The organism is Capilliphycus salinus ALCB114379 (assembly GCF_047276495.1).
GTDB lineage: Bacteria > Cyanobacteriota > Cyanobacteriia > Cyanobacteriales > Microcoleaceae > Capilliphycus > Capilliphycus salinus.
In genome coordinates this window covers 2,571,947-2,587,450 of record NZ_CP178543.1, presented here as the reverse complement: position 1 = coordinate 2,587,450, position 15,504 = coordinate 2,571,947, and the positions used below count along the sequence as shown (strand labels likewise).

The following is a 15,504-nucleotide window of genomic DNA, read 5'->3' as shown; positions in this document are numbered from 1 at the left end:
ACCAAGAGGGCTAAAGCCCCAGAACAAAATAGATGATTATCAATGGATAATTAACAATTGACAATTGATAATTAATTAATCAGGTTGAAGACCTCTCCTTATCCATTATCCATTATTAATTATCAATTATTGAATCGTTCGTTGTTGCGATTCATCGCCAAACCAAGAGGGCTAAAGCCCAACTACGAACTTGGTAATTTTTAACTAATTTTTCCGCAATTTTGCGGTATTTTCCACCAAACTTTGGGCGAATTTATCGAAGCGTTCGGATAACTTTTCATCGAGTAACTTTCCTTCTTCGTTAAAAGCACTCCAAGCTTGACCAATGGCAATTTGTTCGGGAATAACCCAACCGTGAACCCATCGCATAATTAATCTCAGGTCATTTAAAGCATTACTATTCGCCTGACCTCCCAACACGCTAATTAAACCCGCTACTTTATCTTCTAAATGTTCAAAACTCATTAAATCTAACGCATTTTTAATCACACCGCTCACGCTTCCGTGATATTCTGGTGTTGCTAAGATTAACCCATCGGCTTGTTTAACGGTTTCCCGCAATTTCTCGACGTCGGGATAGTCGGGATATTCTTTCCCCCCGTCACAAAACGGAAGCCGCATCTGCCGCAAGTCTAATATTTCCACTTCCGCACCCAAAGCTTCCACCCGTTGCGCTGCATTTCTTAACGCTTGCTGACTATAGGACTCTGAACGCAGACTCCCGCCAATTCCTACAATTTTTACCATAATATTGTCCAAAACCCAGTTACTAAGTCGTACTCATTCCGACTACGTTTAATATAACACAAAAATTAACCTCGCAAGTTCGTAGTTGTGCTTTAGTACCTTGGCGGTGTGAGGTGTCACGTAGGGGCGGGTTCCCCCAGATGTCTGTTTTCTCAGAAATAACTTTTATAAACCAGCCCCGAACTTACCCCCCGCCCGAACCTATGAACAGTTTTTCCCCGACTCCGGGGCGGGTTTATATAGGTTGTTAATGGGATACATAGATTTTTGCGGAACCCGCCCCTACCTTCACGGGTGACTGAAATGAACTCGCCCCTAAGCTTCTGGTAAGTTTAAGGCAAATCTCTAAAATGGACCTCTATCTGACAACAGAAAAATTCTCCGGTTGCTGTCCCTCACGGGAGATAAATTTAAGTTAAACTCACCATAAATAAAACAAAGCTCAGACCCGAAATCAGGGTATTTTTTCGATATAAGCCCGTTTGTTCGCGTATTTTTGTTGATTTACCGGGAGAAAAACTAGACATATTTGGTAAATATTACTATAATTAACTCAAGATTGAACCAAGGAGTCATCCCATGAGAACCAAGCCCGAACGTCCGTCCTCAACCTCCCCGGAAGCCCTCAACGAAGACCAACAACTCGCCCTCACCTCCGAAGACTACAACCTGTTAACCGACCTGTACGAGTTGACAATGGCCGCCTGTTATGCAGGGGAACAACTCGATCAACAGTGGGCCAGTTTTGAACTGTTTACCCGCAGACTTCCCGAAAACTACGGCTATTTAATTGCAATGGGACTCGCCCAAGCCTTAGACTATTTAGAGAATTTCCATTTCACGGGCGATCAAATACAAGCATTGCGATCGCTGAAAATCTTCGCAAACGCCCCCGAAAAGTTTTGGTCGCTGTTAGAAAATGCCAAATTTACCGGAAACGTTTGGGCTGTCCCCGAAGGAACCGCCATTTTCCCGAATGAACCCTTCTTGCGGGTAGAAGCCCCGTTGTGGCAAGCTCAAATCGTAGAAACCTTTCTCCTCAATACTCTCAACTATCAGACTCTAATTGCCACTCGTGCGGCGCGTCTGCGCGATGTAGCCGGGTCAAACGTGAATTTATTAGAATTTGGCACCCGACGAGCCTTTAGCCCTCAAGCGTCAGTCTGGGCGGTGAGAGCGGCTCTGGCTGCGGGACTCGACTCGACCTCCAACGTGTTGGCGGCGTTAAAATTGGGACGCGAACCGGTGGGAACAATGGCGCATTCGTTGGTGATGGCGTTGGGCGCTTTAGAAGGGGGAGAAGATGAAGCGTTTGCGGCGTTTAATCGGCATTTTCCCGGTTCTACACTGTTAATTGATACTTATAATACCGTAGAAGCGGCGCGTCGGTTGGCGGAGAAAATTCAACAGGGAGAAATGAATGTAAAAGGTGTACGATTAGATTCGGGAGATTTAGCTAAATTATCTAAAGAAGTGCGATCGCTTTTACCGGGGGTTTCTATTTTCGCCAGCGGAGATATTGATGAATATGAAATTGCCCGACTGAAGGCTGAAAATGCGGAAATTGATGGTTATGGACTGGGAACAAAACTGGTGAGCGGAAGTCCGGTTAATGGGGTTTATAAGTTGGTGGAAGTTGACGGTCATCCGGTGATGAAAAAATCGAGCGGTAAGGGAACTTATCCGGGTCGAAAACAAATTATTCGCACGTTTAAACAGGGGGAAGTTCAAAGCGACTGTTTGGTTTTGATGGATGAAGAAAGACCGGAGATAGAGTCGGGAAATGGTCACTCTGTTTCTCAGGTGGAATTAATGCAGCTTGTGGTTAAACAGGGCGAACGGATGCTTTCTCCTGAACCGTTGGAGACTATTGCTAAACGAACTGCGGCTTCTGTGGCGAGTCTTTCTCCCGAAATTCGACGTTTAGAAAATCCGATTTCTTTTCAGGTGGAAGTTTCGGAGGCGTTGGGGGAATTAACTGAACGGGTTCGTCAGAAACTTTAAGTATTTATCGTGGTTTTTAAAATTGAAGTTGAATGATAAAGTGGAGGTGCTGTTTTCAGATGCCTCCTCATTCTAATTTTTAGACAAAATATGAGTTTACCTGCGGTTTTAAATATTGCTCTCGGTTTGTTTTTTGTTTATTTGCTTTTGAGTTTGTTTGTTTCGGATATTCAAGAACTGTTATCCACTTTGTTTTGGGATAGTCGGGCTAAAAGTTTGTACGGTTCGATTTGTTCTATTTTAGGCGAAAAGATGGCGGAGTTTTTATATACTCATCCTTTGATTAAGTCTTTGAAAGATTATAAAGTCGAACGGGGAAAGAACTTTATCGGCCCTTCGTATATTCCCAATAATATTTTTGCAATTGCTTTAATTGATAATATTCTCGAACAATCTTCTGTTAACTCCAATATTGCGAATTTACAGTCGGAACAGTTTATTGAAGCCTTGAATTCATCTCCAATTCAACAAATATTACCGTTAGAGGTGATTAAATTGTTTAAGGTTTTATCGGTGAGAGCGGAGTTAAAACAAAATGGGTTTAGCAGTTATTTAGAAGCGTTGGAAGCCGAAATAATGAGTTGGTTTTCTCAAGCGATGGATAGAACGTCTGGGGTTTATAAACGTCAGGTGAAACGGAAGACATTATTTTTAGGGTTTCTTTTTGCTGTGGTTTTAAATGCGGATACTTTAAATATTGCCACCCGTTTATACAAAGAACCGTTTTTACAAGTTCAGTTGGTTCAAGAAATCAATCAATTTTATCAAGGTCAAACTTCCCCATCTTCCGATGAATCTGTAGAACCCTCCGAACAACAATTTTCCTCGGGTCCGACTCAAGATTTAAGTCGATTAATTGTTAATTTTTCATCCTTACCTCTGGGATGGTCTCGGGAAAATTTAAACGAACAATTTGATTTAAAACAGGAGTTCACTCCGACGACAGGAGAACTTAAAGCCGGGGAAATTAGTTTTGAAATTGCTCAAGCTATACTCGGATGGATACTCACTGCGATCGCCATTTCTATGGGAGCATCTTTCTGGTTTGATTTACTCAAAAAAATAATTAACGTCCGAAATACAGGGGAACAATAACAGTCACCGGTCTTTACAGTCACCGGTCTTTACAGTCACCAGTCTTTACAGTCACCAGTCACCCTTCGGGTTCAGCAGTCGCTCTATGAGCGAACTTCGCTCTCGGCGGAAACCGCCGGGCCGCGAGTTCGCGCTCATGGGGGAAACCCCCAAGACCGCGCTGCAACACCTGTCACCAGTCACCAGCGCGAACTCGCGACTTGCGGTCGGACCCCCTTCGGGTTCACCAGTTGCTTTAAGTCGGGGAACCCGCCCAACGCACTGGTTCACCGCGCCACCTGCGGGCGAATCGCGAATGCCGACCAAGAGAGGCGGAATAGTCGAGAGCGCGCTCCTTGCGACGGGCGCCCAATAGTCGAGAGCAAAGTAAGCCGCTTTGCGGCAGGCTACGCCAACGCGCATAGAGCGAAGTTCGCGCATAGAGTTTTTACAGTTGTCAGTTTTCCGTAACTCCCGACTCCCAACTCCCAACTCCCGACTCCCAACTCCATTCATAAATTCTCTGTTTTGTCAAGATGTCTATTTTGGGTTTGGCTTTGGACTTTGAAAATTCGTGCGTCGGGGTTGCTATTTTTTTGTCAGAATCTTCTGATTTTTAACGAGAGAATAGGGGTTTTAGCTTCGATTTTTACGTGTGGACACAGTAACCCCTTGGGTGGTGTTTTTTATAGCCTACCAGAACCCCTATATTTTCGTCAACTTTTTGAAAATTTTTCTCAGTAAAAATTTCGATTTTCCGCAAAATCTTTTGTTTATTAAACCGAATTCGTGATTTTGATTAGAAAAACTTATGGTTTTGAGGCGACAGTTGAGTGCAAGGTTGAGAGTTGCAAGTTAATTCATTGAGGAGTTTTAAAAAGCCTAAATTTAAGCCTAAATTGTCGTGAAGCGGGGTGGAAAAAGTAGGTTATAGGTCGGCACAGATTTCCATTCTTCTAGAATAGGTCAAGTCGGAGGATTTGTCAATCGAAAATCGGGGAAATTTTGGGGAATTTTTTCAGGAAAATTGACGATTTTAGGAACAAAAAAAAGCGATCGCATGATTAGGGAACAGTCTTTACAGTCACCAGTCTTTACAGTCACCAGTCACCATATGCGGGTATCTCCTTCGGAGACGCTGCGCGAACGGCAGTTGCTCCATCTCAGTAGCGGAGACGCACGCGCGTTCGACTATTCCGCCAAGTCCGCACTGCCTCACCAGTCACCAGTTTTACAGGGGACACCGGATCAGGCAACAGTGTTTTCAGTTGTCAGTTTTCAGTAACCTCGCCATCTCCCCATCTCCCCATCTCCCCACCTCCCCATCTCCCCATCTCCTTTTTTCAATCGGGTTGCGTTAGAATCCTTGGAACTGATGTAGACTATGTACGGCGACCTCACAACTCACACACTCAAATCACCTCGAGACGGTAGTATAAGGGGGAAAATTGGCATTTAAGCAAATGAGTTCAAAAGCTGAAACTATCCTGAACAATGGCCAGTACAAGATTGAACGTGTATTGGGTCGAGGGGAGTATGGGATCACCTATCAAGCCTTTGATGTTCGTCGTCAACAAGTGGTCGCGATCAAAACGGTGAACCCCAATTTGCGCCATCATCCAGAGTTTGCACAGTTTCAGCATCATTTCAAGGCGGTCGCCCGACGTCTGGCGCAATGTCAGCATCCAAACTTGGTGAAGGTGTGGGAAGTGTTTGAAGATCGGGGCTTACCGTTTATGGTGATGAACTATATTCCGGGTCAGCCTTTGATAGAATCCCTTGCACCCGGTTCAAAATTGCCGGTTACTCAAGCGATTGAATATATCAATCAAATCGCCGCAGCTTTAACGGAGGTTCATCAACAGGGCATTATTCACTGTAATCTCACTCCGAAAGTGATTGTCCGACATCCCCAGACGAACCAGGTGATTTTAACCGATTTTGGAATTGCCAGTCGGTTTACAGATGGGAGGGGTGAGAATGGACTCACTCGGATCGCTCAACCTTATTTGGGAAGTCGTAACCTTTCGGGAGGATATGCGGCTTTAGAACAATATTTACCTCACGAACAGTTAACAACAGCCACCGATATCTACAGTTTGGCTGCAATTTTACATTATCTATTAACCGGTACGGCTCCCTTAGAAGCGCCGTTGTGTTTGTCTCAAGTGACGGAAACGTTGCTGAGTCCTTCTAAACCCAGTTTAAGAGAATTACGACCCGATCTCAGTCCGACATTAGAGCGAGTGATTTTGTGGGGATTGGAGTTAGAACAACAACATCGACCTCAAAATTTAGATCAGTGGTTGGGTTTTCTCCCAGAATTAGAAGATTATGCGGTAGTTGCGTCGAATTCGGGGAAAAAATCTGAGTCGGGTTTTGATCGAGAGTCTTCAGAAATATTATCGGAGTCGTGGTCTGGCGATCGCATTGAAAGTGAACAGATGGGGAGATTGTCATCAATTCCGGGATTTGTTCCTTTAGTGTTTGCGATCACCGCAATTTTATCGGGGGCGATCGGATTTTATTTAACCCGAGTTTATGGTGGGGTTTACTCCCAAACAACGGTTTTCCAATCCGAGGAATCTTTCGACCAGCAATTTCCCGATTATGACCCCTCGAAGCCTGTGTTTCAACATCCTTCGGTTGAGAGTAAATTGATGACGAATTCGATGTATGGATCGGATGATCGAGATTTTGATTACCGAAACTCAGATGTCTTGAACGGAAAGGAATCTGAATCTCAAATGGCTTCAGAAAAAGCCTGGATAGAAGATCCAAATTATGTGAGTAGCGACTGGGAAATGGAATCATCCGATTATCAGATGGTAGAATCTGATCCGGGTTCTATTGATGGTTATTATTCCGAGTCAGAAATTTCAACGACTGATTCCTATTCGTCGGATTATTCTTATTCTGACGATCGCTATTATTCGGAGTATTCCTCAGAGGATAACTATTCGAGTTCTTATCCCTCGAATTCGTCGGAATATTCGACGCCGGATTATTCCAATCCATCCTACTCTAATTCGACTCCGACAAGAAGCACTTCTAATGATTATCCCGCTCCCGCGACTTTAGACTCGCCGAGTTATTCATCGGAGTATTCTCCCAACCCGACGACAGACTCTAGTTCTTATCCGTCCTCGCTGGAGTCGAATCAGTCGAATGAATATTATTCTCCCAGTTACTCTGATGTACCTGAGGTTGATCCATCCCTCGAAACCGATTCTAGACCAGAATTTTCCCCCTCGGATCGATCGCAATGGGAAAGTGAGTCGGTTCCGTCGAGATCGAGTTCCGATCCTTATTTGGAAACTGAGATAGAATATAAATTTCCGGGCGATTCCGGTTCGATCCCCAAATTTGACGCTCAATCGGAACTTCCCCCCTCGGACTCGCAAACGCAGTGGACCGCATCCGGTTCAATATAAAATTAAATTTTTGTAAGGTTTCGCGATCGGCAATTGTCAGCATTTCTATGGGGTCGATAGATGTCGCCCGACCCAGATCAATAATTAAGTAATGGGTCTTGAGGAATTGTCCGGTCAGCTTTTGGGCTGGCGATCGATCCCCTGAAAAATTAACTCGATGGGTCTGTTGTTGATTGTCTCCCCTTCCGGGAGCAAGCACGTTATAATTTGTTACGGAAGTTAGTAAAACTTTTTTATGAGTAAGCCAGCCGTTGACGCCTTTTTCGTAGGCCGAGCAGTAGCAGAAGGCCTCTACGAACAATTAGAAAACCTTTTTACCAATGCTCTGAGCGAACTCGGTAAATTTGATGCAGAACAAAGAGAACGTCTGCGACAATTTACAGAACAAGTCCTAGAGCGAGCCGATCTAGAAGCTCAAACGACCAATCAGGGATTTTCTTCTGTCGGAAGTAGCCGAGCGAACTCTCAATCAATTGATTTGCAAGCTACCATCGATGAATTGCGGGCAGAAATCGCCGAACTGCGATCGGAACTGCAACGTTATCGCAATCGCAATCAGTAGGTCTATTGTAGACTGACTGAATTGAAACGACTGATCAAACACGAAAATTACCGGAAACAAAACTTGGAAACTCGAGTGTCTGTTCCTCTTGATAACTCGACTTACCCCAAGCGACACGCCGAAGGTGTTGCTGCGTCTTCCGTTGGAGCAACCAGTCGGAAGTTACCTGGAGGTAAAGCCTATCGTTGGAATCGCAAAAATTACTCCCGTCAACGGCGTTTTGTTGACATCTGGACCTTTGTCCTGACTTGGTTAACTTGGTTGTGGCTCAATAACCAACAGTGGAGCTACTTGGGAGGAGTATCCGATGAAAAGAAAAATGCTCGCCGTCGCGCTCAAGCGATCTGGGTCCGAGAAACGTTCTTAGATTTGGGACCGACCTTTATTAAGTTGGGACAACTATTTTCAACTCGGGCGGATTTATTTCCCGTCGAATACGTTGAAGAACTCTCAAAGCTACAGGATAAAGTGCCGGCGTTCAGTTACGAACAGTGCCAAGAAATCATTGAACAAGATTTTGGGAAAACTGTTGACCAACTGTTTCGCAATTTTGACCCCATTCCTCTGGCTGCGGCGAGTTTGGGTCAGGTTCACAAAGCCCAACTGCGATCGGGTGATGAGGTGGTGGTGAAAGTTCAGCGCCCCGGACTCAAAAAGCTGTTTGAAATTGATTTAGCGATTCTCAAAGGTATTGCTCGTTACTTCCAAAATCATCCGAAATGGGGTAGAGGTCGAGATTGGTTAGGTATCTATGATGAATGTTGTCGGATTTTGTGGCTAGAAATTGATTATCTCAACGAAGGTCGCAATGCCGATACTTTTCGGCGCAATTTTCGCTCCTGTGATTGGGTGAAGGTGCCGCGCGTTCACTGGCAATATTCCTCGCCCCGGGTCTTGACTTTAGAATATGTTCCGGGGATCAAAATTAGCAATTATGAAGCGATCGAAGCTTCCGGGTTGGATCGCCGGAAGTTGGCAAATATGGGGGCTGAAGCTTATTTACGTCAGCTTCTCAACGATGGCTTTTTTCACGCCGATCCTCATCCGGGTAATATTGCCGTTAGTCCTGAAGGGAAGTTGATTTTTTATGACTTCGGGATGATGGGACAAATTACCTCCAATCTGCGCGAAAAGCTGATGGAGACTTTGTTTAGTATTGCTCAAAAAGATGCCGATCGCTTGGTGAAGTCTTTAATCGATCTGGGGGCTTTGACGCCAACCGGGGATATGGGTCCGGTACGGCGTTCGATCCAGTATATGCTGGATAATTTCATGGATAAGCCCTTTGAAGAACAGTCGGTGGCGGCGATCAGCGATGACTTGTATGAGATTGCTTACGATCAGCCTTTTCGCTTTCCGGCGACCTTTACCTTTGTGATGCGAGCCTTTTCGACCCTCGAAGGGGTGGGTAAAGGCTTAGACCCAGAGTTTAATTTTATGGAGGTCGCACAACCGTTTGCGATGCAACTTATGTCAGAAACCAATCTTTCGGAAACCACCAATAGTATTTTTAATGAGTTCGGACGTCAAGCCGCTCAAGTCAGTTCTACGGCTTTGGGCTTACCCCGACGCATTGAAGATACCCTCGAGCGACTCGATCAGGGCGATCTGCGGATGCGGGTTCGGGCCACAGAAACCGATCGGATTTTGCGACGGGTGAGCAATGTTCAGATGGGAACCAATTATGCTCTGTTAACGGGCGCTTTTACCGTATCGGCCACTCTGTTGTTTATTGATGGTCAGTTTAGGCTGGCGTTGGTTTTGGTTGTCTTGGCTGTGATTATGGGCTTTGCTTTCTTACGTTTGTTAAGACGTATCGATCGCTTTGACCGAATGTTATAGACGTGCTGAGAAACACTCGCCACGCTGAAAACCGTTGTTCGGTCTAAAATCGGGAACCTAGAACTAAAAATCTGGGTGAAAAGTGATACCATAATAGAAAAAGTTGATGGCAAATCTGCGGTCAAGACGGTTGGGCTTTCTCTGGCTTGCCTAACCGCTCACGTGTTCTTTACTCAGGAGTCTGCATCTGTATTATCCTGAAATTAGGTTAAAATTAATACATTAAGGGAGCTAAAGCAGTTAAGCTGTTCGTTTATGAAACTCGATTTTGCGGGTCTGACGGATACAGGAAATGTTCGTGCCGTTAACCAGGATGCGTTTTATATCGATCCTCAGGGACGATTTTTTATCGTGGCTGATGGTATGGGCGGACACGCCGGAGGACAAGAAGCCAGTCAGATCGCCGCTCAAACGATAAAAGACTATCTCGTTGCTCATTGGGATGATCCAGATGCCGCAGGTTTGTTGAAAAAAGCATATCTGGCTGCAAATGAGGCGATTTTACGCGATCAGCACGATCATCCAGAACGCTCCGATATGGGAACAACCGCTGTGGTGGCTTTGTTTCGCGAGGAGGGTGAACATTGGTGTGCTAATGTGGGAGATTCTCGGATTTATCACCTGCGGGGAGAAGATCTCAAACAAGTTACAGAAGATCAAACCTGGGTCGCTCAAGCGGTGAAGCGTCAAGTGTTAACCAATGATGAAGCTCGCATTCATCCCTGGCGTCACGTCCTATCTCAGTGTCTCGGACGAGAAGATTTATCTTTTGTCGAGATCGAAACGATTGAGATTAAACCGGGCGATCGCTTATTGTTGTGTAGTGATGGGTTAACAGAAGAACTCGCCGACGATCTGATTGGCCAACAACTCAAATTGGCTCAAACCTGCGAACAGATAGCCAATATTTTGATCAAGGAAGCCAAACAACGGGAAGGACGAGATAACATTACTGTGATTGTCATTTCTGTAGAACCCGCTTCAACAGAGATTAACAATTCGTGAGTGAGACGCGATCGCTATGGTTGGTGTAATTGGTCTGATCAGTGGTACCTCCGTCGATGGAATAGATGCGGCTTTTGTAGACATTCAAGAGTCTTCAACCGGCTTGCAGGTCGAACTGATCGCCGCCCAAACTTATCCCTATCCCTCCGAGTTGCGATCGCAAATTCTCCGGCTTTGTGGGGGTGAGTCGATCTCTATGGCTCAATTGGCCCAACTCGATGATGCGATCGCCCTAGAATTTGCAACTGCGGCACTGGCGATTCAAAATGGAGTTGAACCGGCTACATTAATCGGATCTCACGGTCAGACGGTTTATCATCGCCCTCCCGAACTCAATGATACTTCACAACATCCCGATGTCAAACTGGGCTACAGCCTTCAGTTGGGTCGGGGAGCGGTAATTAACCAGCTAACAAATATTACCACAGTCAGCAATTTTCGAGTCGCAGATCTGGCCGCAGGAGGTCAAGGAGCGCCCCTGGTTTCTCGGGTGGATGCCTACATCCTCAGCCATCCGAGCGATCGCCGCTGCGTTCAAAATTTGGGCGGTATCGCAAATGTCACCTACCTCCCACCAGGGGGGTTAAATTCCCCTGAGAAAATCATCGGTTGGGATACAGGACCCGCAAATAGCTTACTCGATTTAGCGGTACAATATTTTTCTAACGGCACCCAGACTTACGATCGCTCCGGGGCTTGGGCGGCTTCGGGAAACCCTTGCATGAGTTTAGTGGAAGATTGGCTCAAACAAGACTTTTTTCAGCAACCGCCCCCGAAGTCTACCGGACGAGAACTGTTTGGTGAAACTTATTTCCAACAGTGCTTAACAGACGCTCAACCCTACAATTTAAGTTCAGCCGATCTGTTAGCCACTTTAACAGAATTAACCAGCGCATCGATAGAACACAGTTATCGCCAGTTTTTACCCCAAATGCCGGATCAAGTGTTACTCTGTGGCGGAGGAAGTCATAATTTGTACCTCAAACAGAGTCTGCAAAACCGGTTAGATCCCATTGCGGTGATGACGACTTCCGAGGTGGGTTTGGATGCCGATTTTAAAGAAGCTATTGCTTTTGCAGTTTTAGCTTATTGGCGATCGCAAGGTCAAGTGGGGAATTTACCCGAAGTCACCGGCGCTAACAGGGCCGTTATGTTGGGTGAGATGCACACACAACTGGGGTTGACGACAGTTAAGCGTAAACTGTAGAAAATTGTTGAAAGTCGTAGAGAAGCGATATAATTTGAAGTGGTCACAGTTTTAGGAATATTGGCGAATGAACGAGGACACAGTAAAGGTCATTAGGGTGACGGCAACTGAGTTCGAGTTGAGTGACGGGAGGATTTATGAACATCCACTCCCGTTAGAGCCTGATGAGATTCCCACTGCTTCGGAATTTCAAGAATTCTATGATCACTGGAAGAATATCCTGAGTTTTGGAAATGGCGGAAAAGCTTCTAACTACGGCTGAGGTTTGTGACCTCTTAAATGTAACTCGGTGGACATTACAGAAGTGGGAAAAATCAGGTGTTCTCAACCCAATTCGGACAACTGGAGGGCATAGACGATTTAAAAAATCTGAACTAAACGCACTGATGAAAGTTGAATCCTCTGATGCACCTGTAAACCTTGATGTTGTTGCTGTATATTGTCGAGTTAGTTCACACGAGCAAAAGCAAAAAGGAGACTTAGATAGACAAAAAGCTAGAACTCTTGAATACTGTGCAAAGCAAAATTACAAAGTAGAACACGTACTATCTGAAGTGGGTTCAGGGATGAATGACAATCGAGCGAAATTAAAGCAGTTATTTCACCTGGTAAGGTTAGGTTTAATCAACCGTGTAATCGTAGAAAACAAGGATAGGCTTACCCGCTTTAACTACAATTTTCTTGATTGTTTCTTTAGTAGCTATGGTGTTCAAATCGAACTGATTGAAGAAGTCTTGCCCAAATCTTACGAAGCTGAATTAGTTGAGGATATTGTTTCTTTGATGGCTTCGTTTTCGGCAAAGATTTATGGGAAACGAAGCAGCCAACGGCGTAAAAACCATCATTTGGGTGTAGTGGGAGGGGACAGGGAATGAGAGTCGTTGAGCGTCATCTCATTAAATCCAGTAATAAATACTGGAAAGAAATAGACGAGTTAGCGTTCAAGTCTAAGAACTTGTACAACTTGTCTAACTATTATTGTCGCCAACGATTCTTTGAAACAGGTTCATCGTTGTCACTCACCGACCTTTACCACGTAACCAAGAGTAGTGATGCTTACTTAGCCCTGCCTACAAAGGTTTCTAAACAAATCATCAAACGAGTTACGTCCACTTGGAGAGGATATTTTCAAGGTCATAAAGAATGGCGAAAGTCCCCAGAAAAGTTTTTTGCAGAACCGAAAATCCCCAAATATAAGGACAAGCAGAAAGGACGTAACGTTGTAATCTACTCTCACGAGTCAGTTTACAAACCTGCTCTCAAACGAGGGATTTGTCATTTGTCAATGTCTAACATTCAAATCCCAACAAAAATTCAAAAAGTCGTCGAGGTTAGAATTGTTCCGGCAACCGCTTGTTACTTCGTTGAGATTGTCTATGAAAAACCTGAACAGCAATCTGTAAACTCTAACTACATCGCCGGTGTTGATTTAGGTATTGACCGATTGGTTGCTCTATCAACAAATAAGCCAGGTGTTAGACCTTTGCTGATTAACGGGAAACCACTGAAAAGTGTCAATCAACATTACAACAAACTTAAAGCGAAGTCTCAAAGTTATTTAACTGGCCTGTGTAGAACGACCAAAAAGATTGCATCTTTCACCTATTATCGCAACCGTTTTGTAGACAATTATCTACACCAAACCAGTCGAATCGTTGTTGACTACTTGGTTGAACACAATATTAAGACTTTGGTGATTGGCAAGAATGAGAATTGGAAGCAGAGGGTCAATATAGGTAAGAGAAACAATCAACAATTTACCCAGATTCCACATTCAAAGTTAGTTAAACAGCTAACTTATAAATGCCAATTGGTAGGAATCGAAGTGATTGAAACTGAGGAAAGTTACACCAGTAAAACTTCGGCACTGGATTTAGAAACACCTTGTAAGCACGAAACCTATAAAGGTAGACGAGTTCATCGTGGTCTGTTCAAATCGTCTTGTAGCCAAGTTATCAATGCTGATGTAAATGGTAGCCTCCAGATCATTAGAAAGTATTTTCCAGAGGCGTTCACCGTCGAGGGAATAGTGTGCTGTGCCGTACAGCCGTTACTGGTTAATCCAGTGAGAAAAACTAAACAACGCTTTTCTACAGTTTAGTTTTTACGGTAGTTCCCATGATACGATAGAGGCGCAAGGATAGCCGAACATTAAAGATCCACCCGCGATCGCTCTTGGTCGGCTGGAATGCTAAAACCCTTGCCAGCAGTAGAGGATAGCATCGTGGTTCACACATTTCTCCTCCAACCGGGTCAGTGGATGCTTGAAGGCAGTTGGATCGATCGCGGTCAACTTCCCATCACTGTCAAAGGAAAAACTTTGGTCGCTTGGAATCAAACCGAATGGTTTAGTATGGTTACAAAACTGGTTTTTCCCGGTAGCGATCGCGATGATATCATCCTACAGTATCGGGGACGACTCGATGCTAATGAACGCCAATATACTTTTGTTTTACAACATAGCGAATTGGGCAATGTTGAGGGTGAAGGTTTGATCGGCCCCGAATCGATTGTACAGCGCTATTGGGTGTTGGGAGATGCCGCAACACGACGCAGCGGTTTTGATACTTTGCGCCAGATCAACTCAAACCGATATTATTACTCAAGTGGAATCATGGGCGGTCATCACCTCAACCTGATGAGTGTCATGGAAACCGTTTTAGAACGTAAACCCTAGTTGGGTGTCGGGTATCAGATATTCCTGTAGGGGCCGGTTCCGTCTAAATTGATCATTTCCCACAGACAGCCTATATAAACCCGCCCCATGTCTATTGTAGGGGCCGATTCCGTCTAAATTGATCATTCCCACAGACAGCCTATATAAACCCGCCCCATGTCTATTGTAGGGGCCGATTCCGTCTAAATTGATCATTTCCTACAAACAGCCCATGTAAACCCGCCCCCATCTGTGATGTTGTCTGCGTTGTAATCAAAGATATCGTAGAACCCGCCCCTACAACATTTTTGCAAGATTGCCTATTATCAATTAAAGATATTGAAGCTATTAAATATTGTTAAATAAAAAGATACTATATTGATATTAATTTCGCCGTTACAGGGTTTCAGTTCAACTCAATTCTCAAGCCGGTCTGAATCTGAAATAATATGCCAGTTGACACCCCAGTACCCCCAACTCGTTTCTACAGTAGAAAAAAGTAAGAGATAGAGGTTGCCTACGGCAAACATCAGACTCTACTGTTCTCCTGGACTGGGTTCTATTCCCCACTGATGCTTGAGAAACTGCTGGTACATATTCTCCCGCATCATCATTTGTTCGTACAGGTTAACCAGGAACTCCTGGGCCTGTTCTCGACTCATTTGATTAACCTGCATTTTGAACGAAGATAAATTGAACTGCTGTTCCAAAGAGAGTTCACTGGGCTGGTTCATAAGGATTCTCCTACTTCTAATCGGACTGGAAGACGCTTACTCCTGATGGAGTTGACAGGAATTTGTCACTTTGTCTTTGTTGGTATCAGAAGGACGATGCCCGAAATCGGATCTCGTTTATCCTATTATTACAAAAGGTAACAAAAGTTTGACAAATTGACCAGTATTTCCTCGAAAAAAGGCTTATATCACTAACATAGCAAATACTATAGCCGATGTTGTAACACAGGATACCTGCT

General features: G+C 44.6%; 13 protein-coding genes. 11 read left to right on the top strand and 2 right to left on the bottom strand.

Translation table 11 applies throughout. From position 1 onward, the window contains the following. Positions 1 to 204: 204 nt before the first annotated feature. Positions 205 to 747, bottom strand: coding sequence for an NADPH-dependent FMN reductase (locus ACL6C3_RS10840; RefSeq protein WP_413167182.1), 543 nt, complete (start codon positions 745 to 747; stop codon positions 205 to 207). Positions 748 to 1,326: 579 nt separating this feature from the next. Between ACL6C3_RS10840 and ACL6C3_RS10835 the strand changes: the two genes are divergently transcribed. The 11 genes from ACL6C3_RS10835 (at position 1,327) to ACL6C3_RS10785 (ending at position 14,552) form a co-directional block, all read left to right on the top strand. After that, positions 1,327 to 2,751: a nicotinate phosphoribosyltransferase gene (locus ACL6C3_RS10835; protein WP_413167181.1), complete on the top strand. Its 1,425-nt coding sequence runs from the start codon at positions 1,327 to 1,329 to the stop codon at positions 2,749 to 2,751. A 90-nt stretch (positions 2,752 to 2,841) separates the two neighbouring features. Continuing rightward, a complete protein-coding gene (locus ACL6C3_RS10830; protein ID WP_413167180.1) occupies positions 2,842 to 3,846 on the top strand; it encodes a hypothetical protein in 1,005 nt (334 codons plus the stop codon). A gap of 1,442 nt (positions 3,847 to 5,288) precedes the next feature. After that, positions 5,289 to 7,259 (top strand): serine/threonine protein kinase, encoded by a 1,971-nt coding sequence (locus tag ACL6C3_RS10825; RefSeq protein ID WP_413167179.1) that lies wholly within the window; start codon positions 5,289 to 5,291, stop codon positions 7,257 to 7,259. A 235-nt stretch (positions 7,260 to 7,494) separates the two neighbouring features. Continuing rightward, positions 7,495 to 7,821, top strand: a complete 327-nt coding sequence (locus tag ACL6C3_RS10820) for a DUF6825 family protein (RefSeq protein WP_413167178.1) — start codon at positions 7,495 to 7,497, stop codon at positions 7,819 to 7,821. Positions 7,822 to 7,896: 75 nt separating this feature from the next. Further along, entirely contained in the window at positions 7,897 to 9,663 is a 1,767-nt protein-coding gene (locus tag ACL6C3_RS10815) for an ABC1 kinase family protein (RefSeq protein WP_413167177.1), read from the top strand. Positions 9,664 to 9,918: 255 nt separating this feature from the next. Continuing rightward, positions 9,919 to 10,668 (top strand): PP2C family protein-serine/threonine phosphatase, encoded by a 750-nt coding sequence (locus ACL6C3_RS10810; protein WP_413167176.1) that lies wholly within the window; start codon positions 9,919 to 9,921, stop codon positions 10,666 to 10,668. A 16-nt stretch (positions 10,669 to 10,684) separates the two neighbouring features. Then, positions 10,685 to 11,875: an anhydro-N-acetylmuramic acid kinase gene (locus tag ACL6C3_RS10805; RefSeq protein ID WP_413167175.1), complete on the top strand. Its 1,191-nt coding sequence runs from the start codon at positions 10,685 to 10,687 to the stop codon at positions 11,873 to 11,875. Between the two features lie 67 nt (positions 11,876 to 11,942). After that, positions 11,943 to 12,137: a hypothetical protein gene (locus ACL6C3_RS10800; protein ID WP_413167174.1), complete on the top strand. Its 195-nt coding sequence runs from the start codon at positions 11,943 to 11,945 to the stop codon at positions 12,135 to 12,137. Then, the gene (locus tag ACL6C3_RS10795; RefSeq protein WP_413167173.1) at positions 12,109 to 12,750 is read left to right on the top strand and encodes an IS607 family transposase; all 642 of its coding nucleotides are present in this window, start codon (positions 12,109 to 12,111) and stop codon (positions 12,748 to 12,750) included. Before ACL6C3_RS10800 ends, ACL6C3_RS10795 begins: the two co-directional genes overlap by 29 nt. Continuing rightward, positions 12,747 to 13,976, top strand: a complete 1,230-nt coding sequence (locus tag ACL6C3_RS10790) for an RNA-guided endonuclease InsQ/TnpB family protein (protein WP_413167172.1) — start codon at positions 12,747 to 12,749, stop codon at positions 13,974 to 13,976. Before ACL6C3_RS10795 ends, ACL6C3_RS10790 begins: the two co-directional genes overlap by 4 nt. Positions 13,977 to 14,099: 123 nt before the next feature. Next, positions 14,100 to 14,552: a hypothetical protein gene (locus tag ACL6C3_RS10785; RefSeq protein WP_413167171.1), complete on the top strand. Its 453-nt coding sequence runs from the start codon at positions 14,100 to 14,102 to the stop codon at positions 14,550 to 14,552. 515 nt (positions 14,553 to 15,067) lie between these two features. On the opposite strand, the gene ACL6C3_RS10780 is transcribed toward ACL6C3_RS10785, so the two are convergent. Next, a complete protein-coding gene (locus ACL6C3_RS10780) occupies positions 15,068 to 15,265 on the bottom strand; it encodes an NblA/ycf18 family protein (RefSeq protein WP_413167170.1) in 198 nt (65 codons plus the stop codon). Positions 15,266 to 15,504: the final 239 nt, after the last annotated feature.

Coding starts and splice junctions, on each gene's coding strand:
- ACL6C3_RS10840 (WP_413167182.1), bottom strand. CDS start 747: ATGGTAAAAATTGTAGGAATTGGCGGGAGTCTGCGTTCAGAGTCCTAT.
- ACL6C3_RS10835 (WP_413167181.1), top strand. CDS start 1,327: ATGAGAACCAAGCCCGAACGTCCGTCCTCAACCTCCCCGGAAGCCCTC.
- ACL6C3_RS10830 (WP_413167180.1), top strand. CDS start 2,842: ATGAGTTTACCTGCGGTTTTAAATATTGCTCTCGGTTTGTTTTTTGTT.
- ACL6C3_RS10825 (WP_413167179.1), top strand. CDS start 5,289: ATGAGTTCAAAAGCTGAAACTATCCTGAACAATGGCCAGTACAAGATT.
- ACL6C3_RS10820 (WP_413167178.1), top strand. CDS start 7,495: ATGAGTAAGCCAGCCGTTGACGCCTTTTTCGTAGGCCGAGCAGTAGCA.
- ACL6C3_RS10810 (WP_413167176.1), top strand. CDS start 9,919: ATGAAACTCGATTTTGCGGGTCTGACGGATACAGGAAATGTTCGTGCC.
- ACL6C3_RS10805 (WP_413167175.1), top strand. CDS start 10,685: ATGGTTGGTGTAATTGGTCTGATCAGTGGTACCTCCGTCGATGGAATA.
- ACL6C3_RS10800 (WP_413167174.1), top strand. CDS start 11,943: ATGAACGAGGACACAGTAAAGGTCATTAGGGTGACGGCAACTGAGTTC.
- ACL6C3_RS10795 (WP_413167173.1), top strand. CDS start 12,109: ATGGCGGAAAAGCTTCTAACTACGGCTGAGGTTTGTGACCTCTTAAAT.
- ACL6C3_RS10790 (WP_413167172.1), top strand. CDS start 12,747: ATGAGAGTCGTTGAGCGTCATCTCATTAAATCCAGTAATAAATACTGG.
- ACL6C3_RS10780 (WP_413167170.1), bottom strand. CDS start 15,265: ATGAACCAGCCCAGTGAACTCTCTTTGGAACAGCAGTTCAATTTATCT.